Source organism: Vibrio sp. 99K-1, from assembly GCF_013114585.1.
Classification (GTDB): Bacteria; Pseudomonadota; Gammaproteobacteria; order Enterobacterales; family Vibrionaceae; genus Vibrio; species Vibrio chagasii_B.
The window spans coordinates 1-18,496 of the sequence record NZ_VTXF01000017.1 but is presented as its reverse complement, the minus strand read 5'-3'; the positions used below and the strand labels follow the sequence as shown (position 1 = coordinate 18,496).

General features: G+C 43.6%; 16 protein-coding genes. 11 read left to right on the top strand and 5 right to left on the bottom strand.

Annotated elements, in window-relative coordinates:
* The first annotated feature begins 141 nt into the window (after positions 1-141).
* The 9 genes from F0228_RS14275 (at position 142) to F0228_RS14235 (ending at position 12,055) form a co-directional block, all read left to right on the top strand.
* Positions 142-534 (top strand): hypothetical protein, encoded by a 393-nt coding sequence (locus F0228_RS14275; protein ID WP_004740184.1) that lies wholly within the window; start codon positions 142-144, stop codon positions 532-534.
* Positions 535-1,042: 508 nt separating this feature from the next.
* The gene (locus F0228_RS14270; protein WP_050052955.1) at positions 1,043-2,137 is read left to right on the top strand and encodes a TRAP transporter substrate-binding protein; all 1,095 of its coding nucleotides are present in this window, start codon (positions 1,043-1,045) and stop codon (positions 2,135-2,137) included.
* 177 nt (positions 2,138-2,314) lie between these two features.
* A complete protein-coding gene (locus tag F0228_RS14265) occupies positions 2,315-2,845 on the top strand; it encodes a TRAP transporter small permease subunit (RefSeq protein WP_008224282.1) in 531 nt (176 codons plus the stop codon).
* A 9-nt stretch (positions 2,846-2,854) separates the two neighbouring features.
* The gene (locus tag F0228_RS14260) at positions 2,855-4,138 is read left to right on the top strand and encodes a TRAP transporter large permease subunit (protein WP_008224281.1); all 1,284 of its coding nucleotides are present in this window, start codon (positions 2,855-2,857) and stop codon (positions 4,136-4,138) included.
* 104 nt (positions 4,139-4,242) lie between these two features.
* Complete coding sequence (locus F0228_RS14255) at positions 4,243-5,598, top strand: cache domain-containing protein (RefSeq protein ID WP_061032773.1); 1,356 nt, start codon at positions 4,243-4,245, stop codon at positions 5,596-5,598.
* Complete coding sequence (locus tag F0228_RS14250) at positions 5,591-6,229, top strand: response regulator transcription factor (protein WP_061032772.1); 639 nt, start codon at positions 5,591-5,593, stop codon at positions 6,227-6,229. The genes F0228_RS14255 and F0228_RS14250 overlap by 8 nt, the downstream gene beginning before the upstream one ends.
* 170 nt (positions 6,230-6,399) lie before the next feature.
* Positions 6,400-7,998, top strand: a complete 1,599-nt coding sequence (locus tag F0228_RS14245) for a BCCT family transporter (protein ID WP_171731620.1) — start codon at positions 6,400-6,402, stop codon at positions 7,996-7,998.
* A gap of 256 nt (positions 7,999-8,254) precedes the next feature.
* Positions 8,255-9,826, top strand: coding sequence for a BCCT family transporter (locus F0228_RS14240; protein WP_008224276.1), 1,572 nt, complete (start codon positions 8,255-8,257; stop codon positions 9,824-9,826).
* Positions 9,827-10,171: 345 nt separating this feature from the next.
* Entirely contained in the window at positions 10,172-12,055 is a 1,884-nt protein-coding gene (locus tag F0228_RS14235) for a methyl-accepting chemotaxis protein (RefSeq protein WP_008224272.1), read from the top strand.
* Between the two features lie 85 nt (positions 12,056-12,140).
* Here F0228_RS14235 and F0228_RS14230 read toward each other — a convergent pair whose 3' ends face one another.
* From F0228_RS14230 to F0228_RS14220, 3 genes are all read right to left on the bottom strand, one after another.
* Entirely contained in the window at positions 12,141-13,553 is a 1,413-nt protein-coding gene (locus F0228_RS14230) for a hypothetical protein (RefSeq protein ID WP_171762372.1), read from the bottom strand.
* A gap of 197 nt (positions 13,554-13,750) precedes the next feature.
* Complete coding sequence (locus F0228_RS14225; protein WP_171762371.1) at positions 13,751-14,368, bottom strand: peroxiredoxin; 618 nt, start codon at positions 14,366-14,368, stop codon at positions 13,751-13,753.
* A 153-nt stretch (positions 14,369-14,521) separates the two neighbouring features.
* The gene (locus F0228_RS14220) at positions 14,522-15,427 is read right to left on the bottom strand and encodes a winged helix-turn-helix domain-containing protein (RefSeq protein ID WP_116871893.1); all 906 of its coding nucleotides are present in this window, start codon (positions 15,425-15,427) and stop codon (positions 14,522-14,524) included.
* A gap of 259 nt (positions 15,428-15,686) precedes the next feature.
* Here F0228_RS14220 and F0228_RS14215 point away from each other — a divergent pair, with 259 nt between their 5' ends.
* Both F0228_RS14215 and F0228_RS14210 read left to right on the top strand, forming a co-directional pair.
* Positions 15,687-15,977: a hypothetical protein gene (locus F0228_RS14215; RefSeq protein ID WP_116871894.1), complete on the top strand. Its 291-nt coding sequence runs from the start codon at positions 15,687-15,689 to the stop codon at positions 15,975-15,977.
* 9 nt (positions 15,978-15,986) lie between these two features.
* On the top strand, positions 15,987-16,844 hold the full coding sequence (locus F0228_RS14210; protein ID WP_061032766.1) for an EAL domain-containing protein: 858 nt from the start codon (positions 15,987-15,989) through the stop codon (positions 16,842-16,844).
* Between the two features lie 201 nt (positions 16,845-17,045).
* Here F0228_RS14210 and F0228_RS14205 read toward each other — a convergent pair whose 3' ends face one another.
* Both F0228_RS14205 and F0228_RS14200 read right to left on the bottom strand, forming a co-directional pair.
* Positions 17,046-17,399: a hypothetical protein gene (locus tag F0228_RS14205; protein ID WP_239961572.1), complete on the bottom strand. Its 354-nt coding sequence runs from the start codon at positions 17,397-17,399 to the stop codon at positions 17,046-17,048.
* Positions 17,400-17,524: 125 nt separating this feature from the next.
* Positions 17,525-18,100, bottom strand: a complete 576-nt coding sequence (locus F0228_RS14200; protein ID WP_105057319.1) for a nucleoside 2-deoxyribosyltransferase — start codon at positions 18,098-18,100, stop codon at positions 17,525-17,527.
* Between the last annotated feature and the right edge of the window lie 396 nt (positions 18,101-18,496).

Genomic DNA, 18,496 nt, shown 5'->3' with positions numbered 1-18,496 from the left:
ATAATAGACGCTAGTAGACAATATCGGTATTTTTCGTCGACTTTCGACGCTTCACTCTACAAATAGCTCCTGTTTTTTGGTATAAATCGCGCTTCAAATTTTCACCACTGCGAAAAGAGCAGTGAACTGGAGAAATATTCAATGAGACTTGCTCATAAGCGTAAGGTGCAGGCTAAACTGCAGAAACGCACTAAAGCGGCTGTAGTTAAAGCAGTGGCAACGCCGAAAAAAGCGAAGCCTGTCGCAGAGAAAGTTGTAGCAGAAAAAACTGTAGCAGCAAAACCAGCGGTAGAGAAAACAGTAGCAGCAACTAAAGAAGTTGCAGTAGCACTGACTCCTAAGCAACAACAAGTTCTAGACATCGTTGTTAGCAATGCTGAAGGCATTAACCCTAAAGGTATCGGCCTAGCAGCTGGTCAAGAAGACGCGAAAGCAGCTTCATGGGCAACAGGCGCATTGAAAAAACTTCTTGAAGAAAACCTAGTAGCGAAAGAGCAGCTAGCAGGTAACAAGGTTATCTACAAAGCTATCTAATCCCACGGGATGATATTCGCTTCGTTAAGTTTTTAAGCCTCGATTATCGAGGCTTTTTTGTATCTGAAAGGTGCTGAATAACTCCTTTACTTTTCCCATTCTAAATATCCTCTTAACTTATTCACGATAACTTCCAATTTTGTTTCTTATCAGCGAGCACTAAAGTAGGGCGGATCAACCGATAAATGCGGATGACTCTCCCTAAAATGCAGCAACGACTAGAGCTTCATCACGAAATGGGAATCAATTGTTAATACGGGTTCATTGTAACTACTTAGGTATTTATCAATACGGATTTTCGGGGTGAATTCTTCAAGTCCTTTAAAATCGTTATCATTCTTTTATCTCCTACGTAGTTCTACTTAATCCTTTGGTCTAATACGTACCTTTACACAAGCTCAGGGTGCGTGCTCTCCCTGATATCTTGTTGCTTCATCGCGGTGCACTCTTAGGTTGAATCATAAAAAATGCTCAAAGAAAGAGTGTTAACCCAACAAAGGACGTGAACATGAGTCTCATTTCTAACTCCCTTACACGAGTTTTTAAAAACGTAGCGGTAACTGCTGCGGCTTGTTTAGCTTTGGTCGCAACCGGTGCAACAGCTGCGGATAAGGTTTATCGTTTGAAACTTGCTGAAACATGGGGACCTAATTTCCCTGTTTTCGGTGATGCAACGAAAAACATGGCAGCGATGGCTGAAAAGATGTCGAATGGTCGACTGCAAATCAGAATCGATTCAGCGAACAAACACAAAGCCCCTCTAGGCGTTTTTGACATGGTTAAGTCTGGTCAATACGACATGGGTCACTCTGGCTCTTACTACTGGAAAGGTAAAGTTCCAAACACTCTTTACTTCACTTCTATGCCTTTCGGTATGACGCCTGCAGAACAATACGCATGGTTCTATCACGGTGGTGGTATGGAGTTGATGGAGCAGGTTTATTCTCCACACAACTTGATGTCATTCCCAGGTGGTAACACCGATATCCAGATGGGTGGTTGGTTTCAGAAAGAGATCAACAGCGTTGAAGATCTACAAGGTCTGAAAATGCGAATCCCAGGCTTTGCAGGCGAGATTCTTGCTGAGCTAGGTGCTAAACCGACCAACATTGCCCCAGGTGAGCTTTACACGTCTCTAGAGCGTCGCACGATTGATGCGCTAGAGTGGGTAGGTCCATCACTGGATTTACGTATGGGTTTCCACAAAATCGCGCCTTACTACTACACAGGTTGGCACGAGCCGGGTTCAGAGCTTCAGTTCCTAGTGAACAAGCGTACATGGAACAAGCTTCCCGAAGATCTACAAGAAATCCTGCGTGTTGCAATGCGTACAGCGGCTTATGACATGTACACACAAGCAACGCACGAAAGTGGTAAGAACTGGGTTTCAATGAAGACTGAGTACCCAGATGTACAAGTAAAAGATTTCCCGCCAGAGGTTATGTCTGCACTGAAAGAAGCGAACGATCGCCTACTTGCTGAGCACGCTGAGAAAGATGCATTGGCAAAAGAGATTCAAGCTTCACAAGCAGCTTACCTAGAGCAAGTACGTTCATGGACAGATATTTCACATAGAGCTTATCTAAATAGCCAAGCGAAATAATCGACGGTTGTTGAACTGAAGTTAAATGAACCCAAAGCTTTTCTTATTGAGTATTTAAGAGTGAATAAGCTGAGGGTTCATTTTAAACATAATAATTAAATGCCCAAGAACCCTTTCTACATCGAACAGCTTGTTACCCCGCTGCACGATGTCTTTTCAAATTCCATGGAGTCGGGAATGCGAAGTCTAATTTATATTGAACGCCTGTTTAATCGTATTGGTGACGCACTGGGATGGCTTTCCAGTATGTTGTTTATTTTACTTATCGCCAACGTCGTCTATGACGTTGTCATGAGATATGCGTTCAACGATGTCTCAATCGCCTTTCAAGAGATGGAATGGCACCTTTTCTCTGCCGTATTCCTATTAGGTGTCCCTTATGCCATTAAAGCAGGTGGCCACGTTCGAGTAGACGTATTCTACGAGCAACTGAGCTTTAAAGCGCAAGCCATCATTGACCTGCTAGGCACGCTGATCTTTCTACTTCCGTTTTGCCTGCTGGTGGCTTGGTTTGGTATCGATGTAGCCAAAGAGAGCTATGAACTGGGTGAGACCTCAGGCGATCCCGGTGGCTTGCCATATCGATGGATCATCAAAGCCATGATCCCGCTGTCATTCTTCTTGATGGCACTGAGTGGCGTAGGTTTGATCCTGCACTCACTCAACAAGATTTTTAATCCGCACCTTATCCATGCAAATCATAAGTAGAGGCTAAACATGATTGGAATAGTAATGTTTTTTGTAGCCTTGTTTGCACTGTTACTTGGCTTCCCAGTTGCGTTTACTTTTGGTGGTATCGCGTTAATCTTTGGTGTTTGGGCTGAAGGCATCGAAATGTTTGCTTTTATGCCATATCGAATTCAATCGATCATGGAAAATACGGTGTTAATGGCCGTTCCATTATTCGTTTTCATGGGGCTTGTTCTGCAAAAGACCAAGCTGGCTGAACAGCTACTTGAGTCTATGGGTCGCTTATTTGGTGGTGTGCGTGGTGGTATCGCGATTTCTACTGTATTAGTAGGTTCGTTACTTGCTGCTTCAACAGGTGTGGTTGGTGCTTCTGTTGTTGCGATGGGGCTGATCTCATTGCCAGTAATGCTTAAGTACAATTACGACAAAGGCCTAGCGTGCGGCACCATTTGTGCTTCTGGTACCTTAGGTCAAATCATCCCACCATCTATTGTTTTGATTCTACTCGGTGATGTACTTGGTGTACCGGTTGGTGACTTGTTTCAAGCGGCTATCTGGCCGGGTGTGATGCTGGTGGGGGCGTACATTGTTTACATTTTAATATACGCAAAACTGCACCCTGAAGCCGCTCAACCAATTGAGCGTGACGATTCAATCAGCCGTAAACAAGAAGTGATTGATGCGCTTAAAGCGATTCTTCCGCCGCTCGCGTTAATCATAGTGGTACTGGGTTCTATCTTTGCGGGCGTGGCGACGCCAACAGAGTCTGCCGCATTAGGTGGCGCGGGTGCGATGATACTTGCACTACTGTACGGGCAGTTTAGCTGGTCGATGGTGTATGACGCTTCTAAAGAAACCGTAAAAGTAACGGCAATGGTGTTTGCAATCTTGCTGGGTGCGACCGCTTTCTCGATGGCGTTTACTTATACTGGCGGTGACTATCTGGTTGAAGAGTGGATGCTACAGCTTCCTGGTGAGAAGTGGGGCTTCCTGATTATTACTATGTTGGTGATTTTGATTCTGGGTTTCTTCATCGATTTCGTAGAGATCTGTTTCATCATCGTGCCAATCTTAGCGCCGGTTGCTGAGTTAATGGGCATCAACATGACGTGGTTCGCTATCTTGATTGCAATGAACCTACAAACCTCCTTCTTGACGCCACCGTTTGGTTTTAGCTTGTTCTACCTAAAAGGTGTGGCACCAAAAGGCGTAACGACCAAAGACATCTACCGAGGTGTGATGCCTTTCATTGTGATTCAGATACTCGTACTTGGGTCACTTCTCGCGTTCCCCGCGTTTTATGGAATGTGAGTGACGCCAAGAATGTGAACGATATGTTTCAACGGCTATCTATAAATTGCTAAAATAAAACGGCTTATTGATGTTCAATAAGCCGTTTTTAGTGAGGAAAAGGAATGCCTCTAAAAGCCAAGCTGATTCTGCTGACGCTACTCCCGTTGCTGCTGGTTACGGCGAGCATTAGTTGGATCTCGTTACACCAGACTAAAACTTTGGGTGATAAAGAGGTCGAGATCTTCAGAGACAGCCTGATCAAGTCCCGTGAAAATGCACTCAAGGACACTGTCGATCTTGCTTTCGACGCCATTGAACACATCTACAACGATCCCGATATTCAAGAAGCCCAAGCTAAAACGGAAGTTCGAGCCATATTGTCTAAACTTAGATATGGCGCAGATGGCTATTTTTTCGCTTATGATCGCCACGGAACCAATCTCGTGCATCCAATACAGCCGGAATTGATCGGCCAGAATTTACTGCAACTTCAAGATGAAGATGGTGATTTCCTGATTGAAGCCTTGTTACGAGAAGCACAAACCGGAGGAGGCTTTCATCAGTACTTGTGGCAAAAGCCTTCGACAGGGGAAGTGGTATCCAAGCTGAGTTATGCCGCTTGGTTGGAACGCTGGGACTGGATGATTGGCACGGGTTTGTACATTGAAGATGTACATCAAGAAGTCGCTTCAATGCAGGCTGCGATCAACAAGAATATTGAAACCACTTTTTTCTCTATCGTGGTGATTTTGAGCGTGACGGTAGCAGTGATCATCGTGCTGACTTTAGCCATCAATATGCACGAACATCGCATTGCGGATAACAACTTGAAAGAGCTGGCTCACAAGACTGTGATGTTTCAAGAGGATGAGAAAAAGCACCTCGCGCGCGAGCTGCATGATGGTATTAACCAATTATTAGTGTCGAGTCGTTGCCATTTGGAGCTGCTTGGTAATAAGTTACAGAGTGAAGAGCTTAAGGCTCACCTCAATAAATCGCAGCACTCACTGATGCGCGCCATTGAGGAAGTGAGGCATATCTCGCACCAGCTGCGTCCAAGTTCATTAGATGATATTGGTCTAGAAGCCGCTTTGTCATCACTGCTTTTAGACTTTAAAGCGCACTCGGGCATTGAGGTTGAAACCCTGTTCGCCACTCAACCGGGGAAGTTAAAGTCAGAGGCGGCGACCACCTTGTATCGAGTGGTTCAGGAGTCGTTAACCAACATAGAGAAACATGCACAAGCGACCAAAGTAACGGTTATCGCGCAGCAAATTGGCAATGTGTTACAACTGCTTATTCAGGATAACGGTGTCGGTTTTAATACTTACAAAGCGATGGAAAAACGAGGGATTGGTCTGCGAAATATGCGAGAGCGGGTGGAGTTTATCGGTGGCGATTTTGAACTGATGAGCGAGATTGGCTTCGGAACGGAAATTACAGTGTTACTGACACTAGAGGGATTAATGAATGAGTGAAGTTATTCGAGTTGTGATTGCTGACGATCACCAAGTGGTACTGGATGGCTTTATGGCGAGATTGGAACTCGAGCCTGATATTAGCGTGATAGGTACCGCAAGCAATGGCTTAGAGGCAGTCGAGATTGTCAAAGACTTACGCCCGGATGTGGTGTTGATGGATATCAGTATGCCGATTATGAATGGGATTGATGCCACACACCTGATCAAAGAAGAAGACCCGGACGCTAAGGTACTGATGCTGACCATGCATAACAACCGTGAATATATTATGAAGGTGATGCAGTCGGGTGCAGTGGGCTATATGTTGAAGGAGATTTCCGCTGAAAAAATGGTTCAAGCAATCAAAACGGTCAATCAAGGTTCGACGTATTTCTGCGAAAAAGTGACTCAAAACTTGTTCACCCAGCCAATTAATCCGACGCCATCGGTGAAGAATCCACTGAGTCGACGTGAGGAAGCTGTACTGAAATTAGTGGCGAAAGGCGAGAGCAGTAAAGAGGTGGCGAAGGCGCTGAATATTAGCTATCGAACTGTCGAAACCCATCGACAAAACATTAAGCATAAGCTCGACATTCACTCTACTGCAGAGCTTGCCAAGTACGCTGTCAATTGTGGGCTTGTGGATTGATCTTACGCTAAATTACAGTAAATGTGTAATTTAATTACTAAATGTGTAATTAAGGCCTCCATTATGGAGGTTTTTTTAGTATTTTTGCGACAGATTGATATTCTTCCTTTCGAAATTTAAGTGCCGAATGCAATGTTGCAAACCGAGCACTGCAAAGTTAGAGAGGAAACATGGAGTCTGTTAAGGATAGGTATAGTATTGATAATACTGATTATACCGTAGGACAAGATAACGTTCAGAAATGGGGTTTTGATGTACATAACCCTGTATTTGGTATTAGTGCTGGGTCGATCATCATCTTCCTGTTGGCACTTTTGGTGGCAGAGCCAGAGACCGCCAAATCTGCTCTTGATGGTATAAAATGGAAAGTCATCGGTAACTTCGATGGGTTCTTTATGTGGGCAGCCAACATCTTTGTTATTTTCTGTTTTGCCCTCATTGTCTCCCCGTATGGCAAGATACGTATTGGTGGCAATGATGCCAAAGCAGAGCACTCTAACCTTTCTTGGATGTCGATGTTATTCGCTGCAGGAATGGGTATTGGTTTGATGTTCTGGGGTGTTGCAGAGCCAGTCGCTTACTTCACTGGATGGTATGAAACGCCGCTTGGTGTCGAAGCATACTCACCTGAAGCGGCCAAGCTTGCACTGGGTGCAACCATCTATAACTGGGGCTTACACGGCTGGGCTATCTACGCTGTTGTTGCTCTTGCACTCGCTTTCTTTACTTTCAATAAAGGTTTACCTCTTTCAATCCGCTCGATTTTCTACCCGATTCTAGGGGATAGAACTTGGGGTTGGTTTGGTCACATTGTTGATATCGTGGCGGTACTAGCAACGCTGTTTGGTTTAGCAACCTCATTAGGTTTAGGCGCGCAGCAAGCGACAAGTGGCATCAACCATGTGTTTGGTACTGATGGCGGTATTGGCATGCAGTTGGTTGTAATTGCTGTGGTCACTTTTCTGGCAACGATGTCGGTTGTGCGTGGCATCAACGGCGGCGTAAAGGTGCTAAGTAATGTGAATATGTTGGTCGCTTTAGGCTTGCTGATTTTCGTGACGATTGCTGGTGGCATTGCTGGTATTAAAGCTATCCCAACGGCGCTGATGGGTTACGTCGAAAACTTTATTCCTCTAAGTAATCCCCATGGTCGTGGTGATGAAACTTGGATGCAAGGTTGGACGGTATTCTACTGGGCGTGGTGGATGTCTTGGTCACCATTTGTAGGCATGTTTATCGCTCGTATTTCTAAAGGTCGTACGATTCGTGAATTCATCGTCGCGGTACTGTTCATCCCAACGACAGTGATCATTATCTGGATGGCGATTTTTGGCGGCATCGCGATAGACCAAGTTGCGAACAAAGTCGGTGAGATAGGCATGAATGGTCTACAAGATATTACGCTTTCGCTGTTCCATACTTACGATGCACTGCCAATGAGCTCTGTTTTATCTGTGGTGTCGATTGGCTTGATTATGGTGTTCTTTATCACCTCTTCAGACTCGGGTTCACTAGTGATTGATAGTATTACCTCTGGTGGTAAAGTGGATTCACCTGTTCCTCAACGTGTTTTTTGGGCGGTAATTGGTGGTGCGATTGCTGCGGTTCTATTGTGGGTTGGTGGCACAGAATCTATCCAAGCATTGCAAGCCGGTACCGTTTCTATGGCACTTCCATTTGCGTTCATATTATTGCTTATGTGCCTAAGCTTATTACTCGGTTTACGGACAGAAAATCAATTGGTGAAACACCGAAATGCTTTGAGTTGAAAGTAATATTGAATTAAAGGCCGACATGTTCGGCTTTTTTTTCGACATTAATTTGAGTATTTACGCGAATATTGGATGAAAACCAAACGAACCGCTTCAGGTTTACTGAAAACAATAAGTTAACCTGCTAAACTTCAGACATCCAAGTATTTGAATTAATGTGACAACGGCTTGTGCTACTTGGATTGTAGGTTCGAGTTTGTGATTAGGTCACAGGTAAGTAAGGGATATTAGTAGTATTCCGTAGAGAGGGATAATGACTAAAGGTATAGATAAATACAGTATCGACAGTACCGATTACACTGTTGGTCAGGATAACGTCCAAAAATGGGGTTTCGACGTACATAACCCAGTATTTGGCATTAGTGCAGGTTTGATTGCTCTGTTTTTGATTGGTGTTCTGGTTACTGATACTGCATCAGCGAAGGCCGCACTGGATGGCGTTAAAGGGCAAATCATCAATTCATTCGATTGGCTGTTCATCTGGTCAGGCAATATTTTTGTAATCTTCTGCTTAGGCTTGATCGTTTCTCCGTTTGGTAAAATCCGCCTTGGTGGTGTTGATGCAACGGCAGATTACTCGTTCATGTCTTGGTTATCCATGTTGTTCGCAGCAGGTATGGGTATCGGATTGATGTTCTGGAGTGTGGCAGAGCCAGCGGCTTACTACACTGGTTGGTTTGAGACGCCACTTGGCGTAGAGCCGAACACACCAGAGGCGGCAAAACTGGCGCTGGGCGCAACTATGTATCACTGGGGTCTGCACCCTTGGGCTATTTATGGCGTGGTTGCTCTTTCGTTAGCATTCTTCTCTTACAACAAGGGACTTCCGCTTTCGATTCGTTCTATCTTCTACCCAATTTTAGGTGATAGAGCATGGGGCTGGGCTGGTCACGTTGTTGATATTCTAGCGGTACTTGCGACTCTATTTGGTCTGGCGACCTCGCTAGGTTTAGGCGCACAGCAAGCAGCAAGTGGTATTCAACACGTATTTGGCCTTGAAGCTGGTTTGGGCTTACAAGTTATCGTTATTACGGCTGTAACTTTGCTGGCCGTAGTCTCAGTACTTCGTGGTATAGATGGCGGTGTAAAAGTTATCAGTAACATAAACATGCTGGTAGCGTTCTTACTGCTTATCTTAGTGGCACTAATCGGTTATGCCGTGACACTAGGTTCTATCCCAACAACCCTAATGGCGTACATCGAGAACATCATTCCACTGAGTAACCCTCACGGTCGTGAAGACCAAGCATGGTTGCACGGTTGGACGGTATTCTACTGGGCTTGGTGGATTTCATGGTCACCATTCGTAGGTATGTTCATCGCACGTGTATCTAAAGGTCGTACGGTTCGTGAGTTCATCACAGCGGTTCTGATTGTTCCAACTACTGTAACTATCATTTGGATGTCAGTATTTGGCGGTATGGCGATTGATCAAATCGTGAATAACATCGGCACACTTGGTAGTGAAGGTTTAACCGACGTATCACTAGCGATGTTCCAAATGTTCGATGCGCTACCGTTTGGTACGTTGCTGTCGATCATTGCAGTAGTATTGGTTCTAGTATTCTTTATTACATCGTCTGACTCAGGCTCTCTGGTTATCGACAGCATTACCGCTGGTGGTAAAGTAGACACGCCGGTACCTCAACGTGTTTTCTGGGCGTTCCTTGAAGGTGCGATTGCAGTGGCACTATTGTGGGTTGGTGGTACTGAAGCAGTACAAGCTCTTCAAGCTGGTGCTATCTCGACGGCGCTGCCTTTCACCATCATTCTGTTATTGATGTGTGTGAGCTTGCTAATGGGTATGCGTACAGAAAAACGCTAGCTCATAAAGCGTGAATCGACCGTGTTATAAATACAGTCGAACGATAAATAATACGAAGGCAGGTGAGGAGACTCACCTGCCTTTTTTCTATCTATTCTCATGTCTATTTCTATCTATTTTCATGGCAGTTTCTATACATACTTCATCGTATCGAAGCTGAAATATTTTGTAATAACCATATCGTTAATAGCGCCTTGAATTTGGCGATATGCCAACTAATTGGCATAAGCTAAGGCTATGGTTTACATAAAAATATATTCCAATATTAAATTGTGAAATCGCTCGAATTTAATACTGATATTGGGTAGTATGCGCGGGATTTCCCACCACTCGTGAAACTTTGACATGAAACTAACACTAAAACAGAAGTTAATAGGTGCGAGCCTATCTGCTGTTGTCGTTATGGCTACAGCACTGACTTGGTTATCAGCAAACCAGTTATTTGAACAGACTCGTAATGGCGTATACCTACGAGCTGAAAGCGTATCAGAAGCAGCATCTGAAGGTATTAAAAACTGGATTGATATTCGTACGGATATCGCTTCAGCATTCAACGACTTTTCACGAGAGGATGATGTTGTTCCTTTCCTTAAGCAAGCTCGTGTAGCGGGTGGCTTTGACGATATCTTTTTAGGTACTCCAGAAGGTGGCATGTACCGCTCACACCCTGAACGTAACCGTGCCGGTTACGATCCTCGTCAACGTCCTTGGTACCAAGAAGCAAACGCTGCAGGTAAGCAGATCATTACTACGGCTTACCAAGATGCAATCACCAAAGCACTTCTAGTAACGATTGCAGAGCCAGTTCGCCACAATGGTCAACTTGTTGGTGTGGTAGGTGCTGACGTACTTATCGACCAATTGGTTAATGACGTTATCAGCCTAGATGTGGGTGACAACGCTCACGCAATGCTAATCGATGCGTCTGACGGCACATTCCTAGCGCACCCAGATTCAGCACTAAGCCTGAAGCCAGTAAGCCAGCTTTCTAATGACATCTCTATGCCTATCATCGAGAATGCAGTGCGTACTGGTAGCATCGAGATCATTAAAGAACGTGGCGCTGAGAAGCTGCTTTACTTCACGAAAGTACCAAACACTAACTGGATCTTCGCGGTTCAGATGGACCGAGCGACTGAAGAAGCAAACCACTCAACACTACTTACTCAGCTTATTATGACGGCTGTAGTGATCACGCTTATCGTGATCGTACTGGTTTCTTGGTTGGTGAGCTTCCTATTCCGCGACCTAAACCGTGTATCTGCAGCACTAGAAGAGATTGCTTCAGGTGAAGGTGACCTTACTCAGCGTCTTGAGCCTAAGAGCGATGACGAAATTGGCCAGCTGGCGCAAAACTTCAACCGTTTCGTGGGCAACATGCACACAATGGTGATCAAGTTAAGTGAAGTGTCTGCTGCATTGGGTAACCAAGCACGCCAAACTGCATCACAAGCGGAAGAGCGTAGCGCTCGCATCCAGATGCAACAAGACGAAATCAACATGGTTGCAACGGCTGTTAACGAAATGGCAGCGGCAACACAAGAGATCGCGGGTAACGCAGACCACACGGCACAGAACTCATCTGAAGCGGTTGGTGCGTGTGAGCACGGTACTGGTCAAGTAACACAGACTCAAAGCTCAATCCAAAATCTTGCTCAAGAAGTTCAGATTGCGACGAACGTAATCCTAGAACTTGAAGAGCACGGTAATAGCATCAACGCTATCTTGTCTAACATTCAAGGCATCGCTGAACAGACAAACCTACTTGCACTTAACGCAGCGATTGAAGCAGCTCGTGCAGGTGAGCAAGGTCGTGGCTTTGCGGTTGTTGCTGATGAAGTTCGTGTTCTGAGCCAACGTACACACGGTTCAACACAAGAGATTCAACAGACTATCGAATTGCTACAAGGTACAACAGGCAAAGCGGTTAGCATCATGAATGACAGCCGTACTTTGGCTGAAACCAGTGTTGATGACGCAAACTCAGCGGCTGCAAGCCTAACGCAAATTCATGCTGCTGTTGAACGTATCAGCGACATGGCGACACAGATTGCTTCTGCGGCAGAAGAACAAGCTTCTGTAACGTCTGAGATTACTCGTAACACTGAGGGAATCCGTGACGTGTCTAACGAGCTAGCAGACGAAGCACACCAAGCGGCAGAGCAAGCAGCTCAGCTGTCTGAACTGTCTCACGAGCTAGAGAGCGAAATCAGTCGCTTCAAGCTGTAAGCACTAAAGCGTAAATTTAAAGCCGAATGTGATTATCACATTCGGCTTTTTTACGCCTCTTAGTTGGAGGCTTAGGCACCGAGAACTAGTTGTTCGGGTAACCTGGGAACTTCGCTTTTAGATTGACGCGAGTAGGGAAGTATTTCTCCATAAACTTCACCATCGCAGGGTCGTTCTTTTGAAGCTCTGTGAATGTCGCGGAACTTAGCTCTTGAGCGCTGTAGCCTTTGTAGTTTACGTCGTAGTAAGCGTACAGAGAGTACGCTAGGTATTCTTGATCGTATGACTCAGCGTCTAGGTCAGCTTCAACAATCGTCGAGTCTTTTCCATTTGGAAAGTAAGAGCCCGCAAGAATCGCTTTTTCATTCAGCTCATCGAGTTCTTTTTGCATCACACCCCACTTTGATGAAGGTGATTGCACCGCTAAATTCATCACACCGTAGTCGTGTACAAAGTGAATGATCTCTTCAAACGCAGCGTCTCGTTGATTTGCTAAGCCCGGCTTGTTTTCGCCTGCTGTAGTATCTGTCGTTTCAGTGGCGAATAGATCTTGGAAGCGGTAGTTTTCATCTAAGTAATCGCCCGCACCTCTGTTAGCCCAATCATCATCGTAAAAGAACGCCATCGCAGCTTTGCTGTCGTAGATCGCCTTGGTCACTTCAGCTGGGAAGTTATCAAGGTAGTACTGCATGATCTTCTTAACGTGCGCAACTTTGGCCGTGCCGTCATTCTGTGTTTTGTCTTCGATCAGTAACGGGATCTTGTACCCATGAGCTTCTACGCAACTGCGTTGCTTGATGCCATTGTTAAGTAAGTCGCCTGTTGTGTTTGAAATAACAGAACAATCACTCGTTGGTACACGAGCGAACGTCTCTGAAGCACTTTGAGCAAAGCTTGGAACAAATTGGATAGCGTTACTTAGGGTGTTACCCACGCGAACGTAAAGGTTCATCGGTCTCATCTGGTCGATATTAAACTTGTCGCCAGTGCTATCGATGATGAATTGCTTGTTGATGGTTACGGTGTCGGCTTTTTTCCAAAGAATGATGTTCTTGATGTTGTTTTCGACTTTCGCAACAGCAAGTTTTTCTGGTGTTGTGGTTGAGTTGAAGTTCTCGTAGTAAATATTAAAGTTTTCAACATTATACGTTTTACCAGACGAGCTTGTTGCCGTTACTGTGAACGTAATGTCTGCGTCATTTTGAGTCTTATAGTTGCGCTCTGGGATACCATGAACTTGAGCAAAACTGCCGCTTGATTTTAGATTATTACCGTACTGGGTAATATCAACGTTCACGTTTTTGTCTGCGCCATTTTTAATCGACTTTACGCTGAATTGCAGCGAGAAATTGTTGCCCAAGCTAACCACTGAGCTGGCACTAGATGCGTCAATGACGTTTTTTGAAGCACTGTTATTGTTACCGCCACCGCTTCCGCCGCCACATGCAGTAAGCATTGTTGTAACAACAAGAGTAGGAATAATGAGTTTATTTATCATAGAGAACCAAATTATCTGCAAGCAATAAAGCTCGCATGTTACAAGAAATGGCATTTTCTCTTGGTAAGCTTTTGTAAGTTATGTATTGATAGGGCTTACAAATGACCTTTAAGTTATGTATTTGAGCTATTGATTTGCGGGAAGTAAGAAGGGTAATCAAAGTGGGCAAGCCTAACTTGCCCACTGGTTTACTTTGCTTAGAAGTATTTTTTCGCTACCTCAACAGCTTTGTCTAAATCTGGAATCATCGTCAGCTCTGGAACTCGCTGAATATGAACGATTTTGTTGTCTTTATCGACAACGAATGTGCTACGAGCCAGTAAACCAAGTTCGTTGATTTGTGTGCCTGATTCAAAACCAAAAACGTGGTCTTTGGCATCTGAAAGCAAAGTTAGGTTGTCTGTAATACCTTTCTCATTCTTGAATCGATCCAGTGCGAAAGTCGTGTCTGCACTTAGGCCGATGAATTCAATGTTATCTGTCAGTTCAGGGTTTGCTTTTACAAAGTTAGAAAGATCCTGAGCTTGTTGGTTACATACTGGTGTGTCAATCGAAGCCAGTACACTAAAGATACGCACTTTGTCTGTTTTTGCTGTGGTATCGTACGGCTGGTTTTTGTTTGTCATCAATGTCACTGAAGGCAGGTAATCACCAACAGTCAAGCTATTACCGACAAGGTTGAACGTTGTCTCGTAGTATAAAGTCAGCGTATTGTCTTTTCCTGTTGGAGCCGTTTCACTGGTTGTTAAGTAGTCCGCAGCACCTGCCGTTGTGGTTAAAATCAGTGCCGCTAGCGTGATTAACGTTTTTTTCATGTTGAGTCTCTTGAATTATATTAGTTAAGCTCAGTTTCAAGCGGGGCAAACTCTAGCTAAACAACATGGGGTTTGTTCAAACCAACAGATAATGAAAATCACATCGTTCAACTTTATTATAAAATATCAACGACTAATAGAATAAGACCCTATTTAAAATGAGAGTTTACATAAACTGAGTATCTTAGAAATCTGTATTATTCTAACTTCAGAACTGTCATTTTTTATTTTGTATGAATGCAAGTAGTTGTGGGCTTTATTCTTATAAACTATCGAAAAATCGGTCTCAAAAACACCTTCGCTATTTTTAGTTACTGTTATATCAATATGCCTAGCTCTACAATCCTTATATGAGCTTACTTGGATTATTCCCTCCATATTTTCAAGGTCTAACATTCCCGTATGATCAACAAGGTTATATGAGATGTTTTCTGTGGACACTAAACGCTGACTCATATTTTTGTTGATATTATTTGTGTTATAGCAACCTCTAATTAGTGACAAGGAAGTAACGGCCAGCATTAACATGAATAGCTTTTTAAGATAAACCAGAGTTTCGTGAGGTTTATTCGGCAGCTCTTGGTTATCGATCACTTCGGTAGGTACTGAGATTTCGCTCGTTACTCCATCAGTTGTGGCAGCGACTACTGTGTCATCGTCCTGGGTTTCAGAAGCTAGACTGGTTTCAGTAGGTGAATTGCTGTCAGTAGGTAGATGGGGTTCTGATGGCTCTTCATTGGCTATTTTCTCAAGCAGATAGCCAGCTTTACTCACAGTGGTGAGCTTTGTATTTTTAATGCCAATCGTTTTGAGCGACTTTCTTAACGTACTGATCGTATTGGTTAGAGATTGATCAGAGACAATAGCACCATTCCAACATTCACTAAAAAGCTCATCTTTACTCACACATCGCCCATTGTGGTTATGCAAATAGAGTAAAACACGGAATGGTTTTGGCCTTAATTTGATTAAGGTTTTATTTTCGATATTCATTATCGAACGATCGCTCAGGTTTATATGTAACTCATCATTAATTACAAGTGAATTATCATTAATCATTCTACTTCTCTCAAATTAATTATTTTTATTGTTATTACGCCTAGACCAACTTGTCGTCGATTCTATTTTTTTTCATCGCTTTGGCTATCAAAAATCAAGTTCGTTTGAAAAATGTGTGGAATGTATATTTGGTGTGTTTTTAGTGAGTTTTGAATGATGTGGTTTAGATTGAGCGCAAGTACGATAGACGCATAATTCACGGATAGAACATCAACAGATATAGGGATTATTAATAACGTTGTTTGTTTTTGGAGTGAAGATGAAAGTCGTATCAAAAGAAAGTGTTACACGCGTTTTAGGCAGCATTGAAGAATATAAACAGGTAGCTTGTGTTGAATCCAAAGGCTTAGATGTCATCAGCTTACTGGTTCGCTTATGTCACCTTCAGAGCAAGAAGATCTCAGAAGACGATCGACAAGTCTTAGTGGACCACATCAAGGATTTGATATCAGAAGAGCTAGCCTTTGCCCAAAAAATGGAACTGGAAGAAGCTGAAGCGATATTAATGGACTCCGTTAGCCCGCTATGCAATCCAGCACAGTCCAAGTGAGGCTAACTGATGCTTGAGTGGAACTCTGAACACCGTCGATACGAGATGTCGGTTCTTGGATTTAAAGTGCACAGTGTCTTTCAGTCGATTAATGACGCAGACCAAAATGTGTTTGGCTATGAGGCGATATGCCGAGTAGAGATGCAAGGTGCAAAGGTAAACGTTAAACGCTTCTATAAAATTCTTGAGGACTTCGGTGAGAAGTCTGAGTTTAGATTTAAGTTTTTCTTGAACATTATGCACTTGAGAAACTTTCGGAACTCGAGCATCTACGGTCGTGATCTAAAGCTGTTTCTCAATGTTACCCCATGCTTTTTTAAGTACTTTTCATACGGGAACGACTTAAACAGCTTATATCTTCCGTTAATCAAGGAGGAGCGGGTAGACTTGAGTCAAATCGTCGTCGAAATTGTCGAGGACTATTGCCCTTTAGCTGACATAGAGAGTTTACATCGAGGTACTGAGTACCTCAGAAACATAGGTATTTCCTTCGCACTGGATGACTTTGGCTCTGGTTGGGCGGGTTATAGCCGCATGGCAGTCGTGAAGCCTGACTACCTCAAAGTGAGCCGTGATATGTTGATTGAGTTTGCTATGAGTGGTTCTCAAGACGACAACCTTTTGGAAGAACTGAACACCATTACGACGATACAAGGTATTAAGGTGATTTTTGAGGGGATTGAGAACGTGGATAACTTACGTTCTGCTGCCCAGTATGGGGCTGATTATTATCAGGGTTACCACATAGATTTCCCTAAATCTTATCCTGTAAACATGCTAGACCAAGGTGTTGCTACGCCAGATGAAAAATTCAGGCTAAACACTTATCTCAATAAGAAAACCAGAATAACGAGTAAAAGCGCTTAACTCACCAAGTGACTGAACCCGCGCTCCAAATAATCAATTTGTCGATTTCCCTTATCTGAACTACTACTCTTCGGTTCACTAACCTCTCGTGTGGGAGGTTAGCTTTTTGGCTAGTGACATCGATATGAGTGAGTTGAATTTGAATTACTTTGGATTGAACGGTTTAGACGCTGGGGAGGGCTATCAGTATTCTAATGAGGATTACAGTTCGTTTTCTGAATTTCTTTCTGGATTACTTTTTGAATTACTTTCTTGGATTAACTGAATCAATCCGCTTTTACTGTAAGTGCAATAGGCATGAAGAAATCTCTCAACCTCTTCAATTTCAACTTGATTCACTCTGCACGATACATACCCTTCCTTCTGATCAACACCAAGCTTAATGTTGTAAAGCTGCTGTTCTCTATCCACAAAAAGACAAGTCCCTTCACTGGTACAAATACTAACGTTGGCATTTTCGTTTGAGTTAATCGAAGACCATAAATCATCAAATGACGCTTTGATCGCATCATAGTCTTTACGTTCCGCTACTTCGTCTCTTGTAAGAGACATCATGCAAATCTCGCTCATAGTTTTCCTCTCTATTTATGCCTTATCGTTAATACCTTATCGTCAATAGAAATTCTCCCAGCATTGCGAGGATGCTGGGAGAATCAATATCATTCAGTTTAGATAGCGATTTACGCAGCCTTAGCGTCGCTCTTTAGCTGTTCTAGACAGCGTATGAAAGCACGTAGGTTTCGATACACGTCTGTCTGATCATAAAATACGCCAACATTCTCTAATTCTATCGGGCCTGATACTGCGTTATCTAGCATTAGGTTATCAATTAAACCAAAGTTTTCTAGCGTCATGCCGATGCCATCCACATAGGTTTGCTCATCGACTTGCTTAGCGTTTGGCAGTTGGTCTAGGTTTCGTTTTAAGAAAAGATCCGAGTTATTGCTGTAGGCAAGTACTGTTTTACCTAGCGCTTTACCAAAGCCCATTTCATAGGCTGTACCCACATCGCAGCTCGCGCCTCTGAAAGGTGTCATATTGGCGATGACGATATCACAGCTCTCAATAAGCTCTTCATTAGCACGGCCAATTTTTAAGCCATTTTGCTGAGGGCTAGGTTCATTCAACTCTAGAATATTGTCGAGTGGGAAAATACCCTCGAAGCCATAAGCTTCACAAATCTTCTTCTTTTGATCACCGATAGAGACAGCGTCACTTAGAAATACTTCTGGTCCTGCTAGATAAATACGTTTCAACGGTTAACTCCTGATTAGCAACAGTGCTTGTGTTTGTGCTGATATTTTTATCTATTGGATTGTTTAAGTAATAACCGAAAGTACACGGTTTGCTAACGTGTGGTTTTGGTGTGTTTTTAGCTTTATGGTTTAAAAAACGACTCGTTAGTGCTGTTTTGCTTAAGCTCATGATTTGAATATCACTTTGAGGCTGCTTTGTGTTCGTTTAAGGCGAGAATATGGCTGAGAGTCTAAAGGGGAAGGTGACCTGCTTGAGATGCAGAAAAATCGATAGGTAATAAAAAAGCCCGAGTATGAACTGACCCCCAATAGTTGGACACCAATTATTGGGGGTCTTTTTATGTCCAAATATAGCCGAGAGCTAAAATGTATCATTGCTAAGCAATATTTAGATGG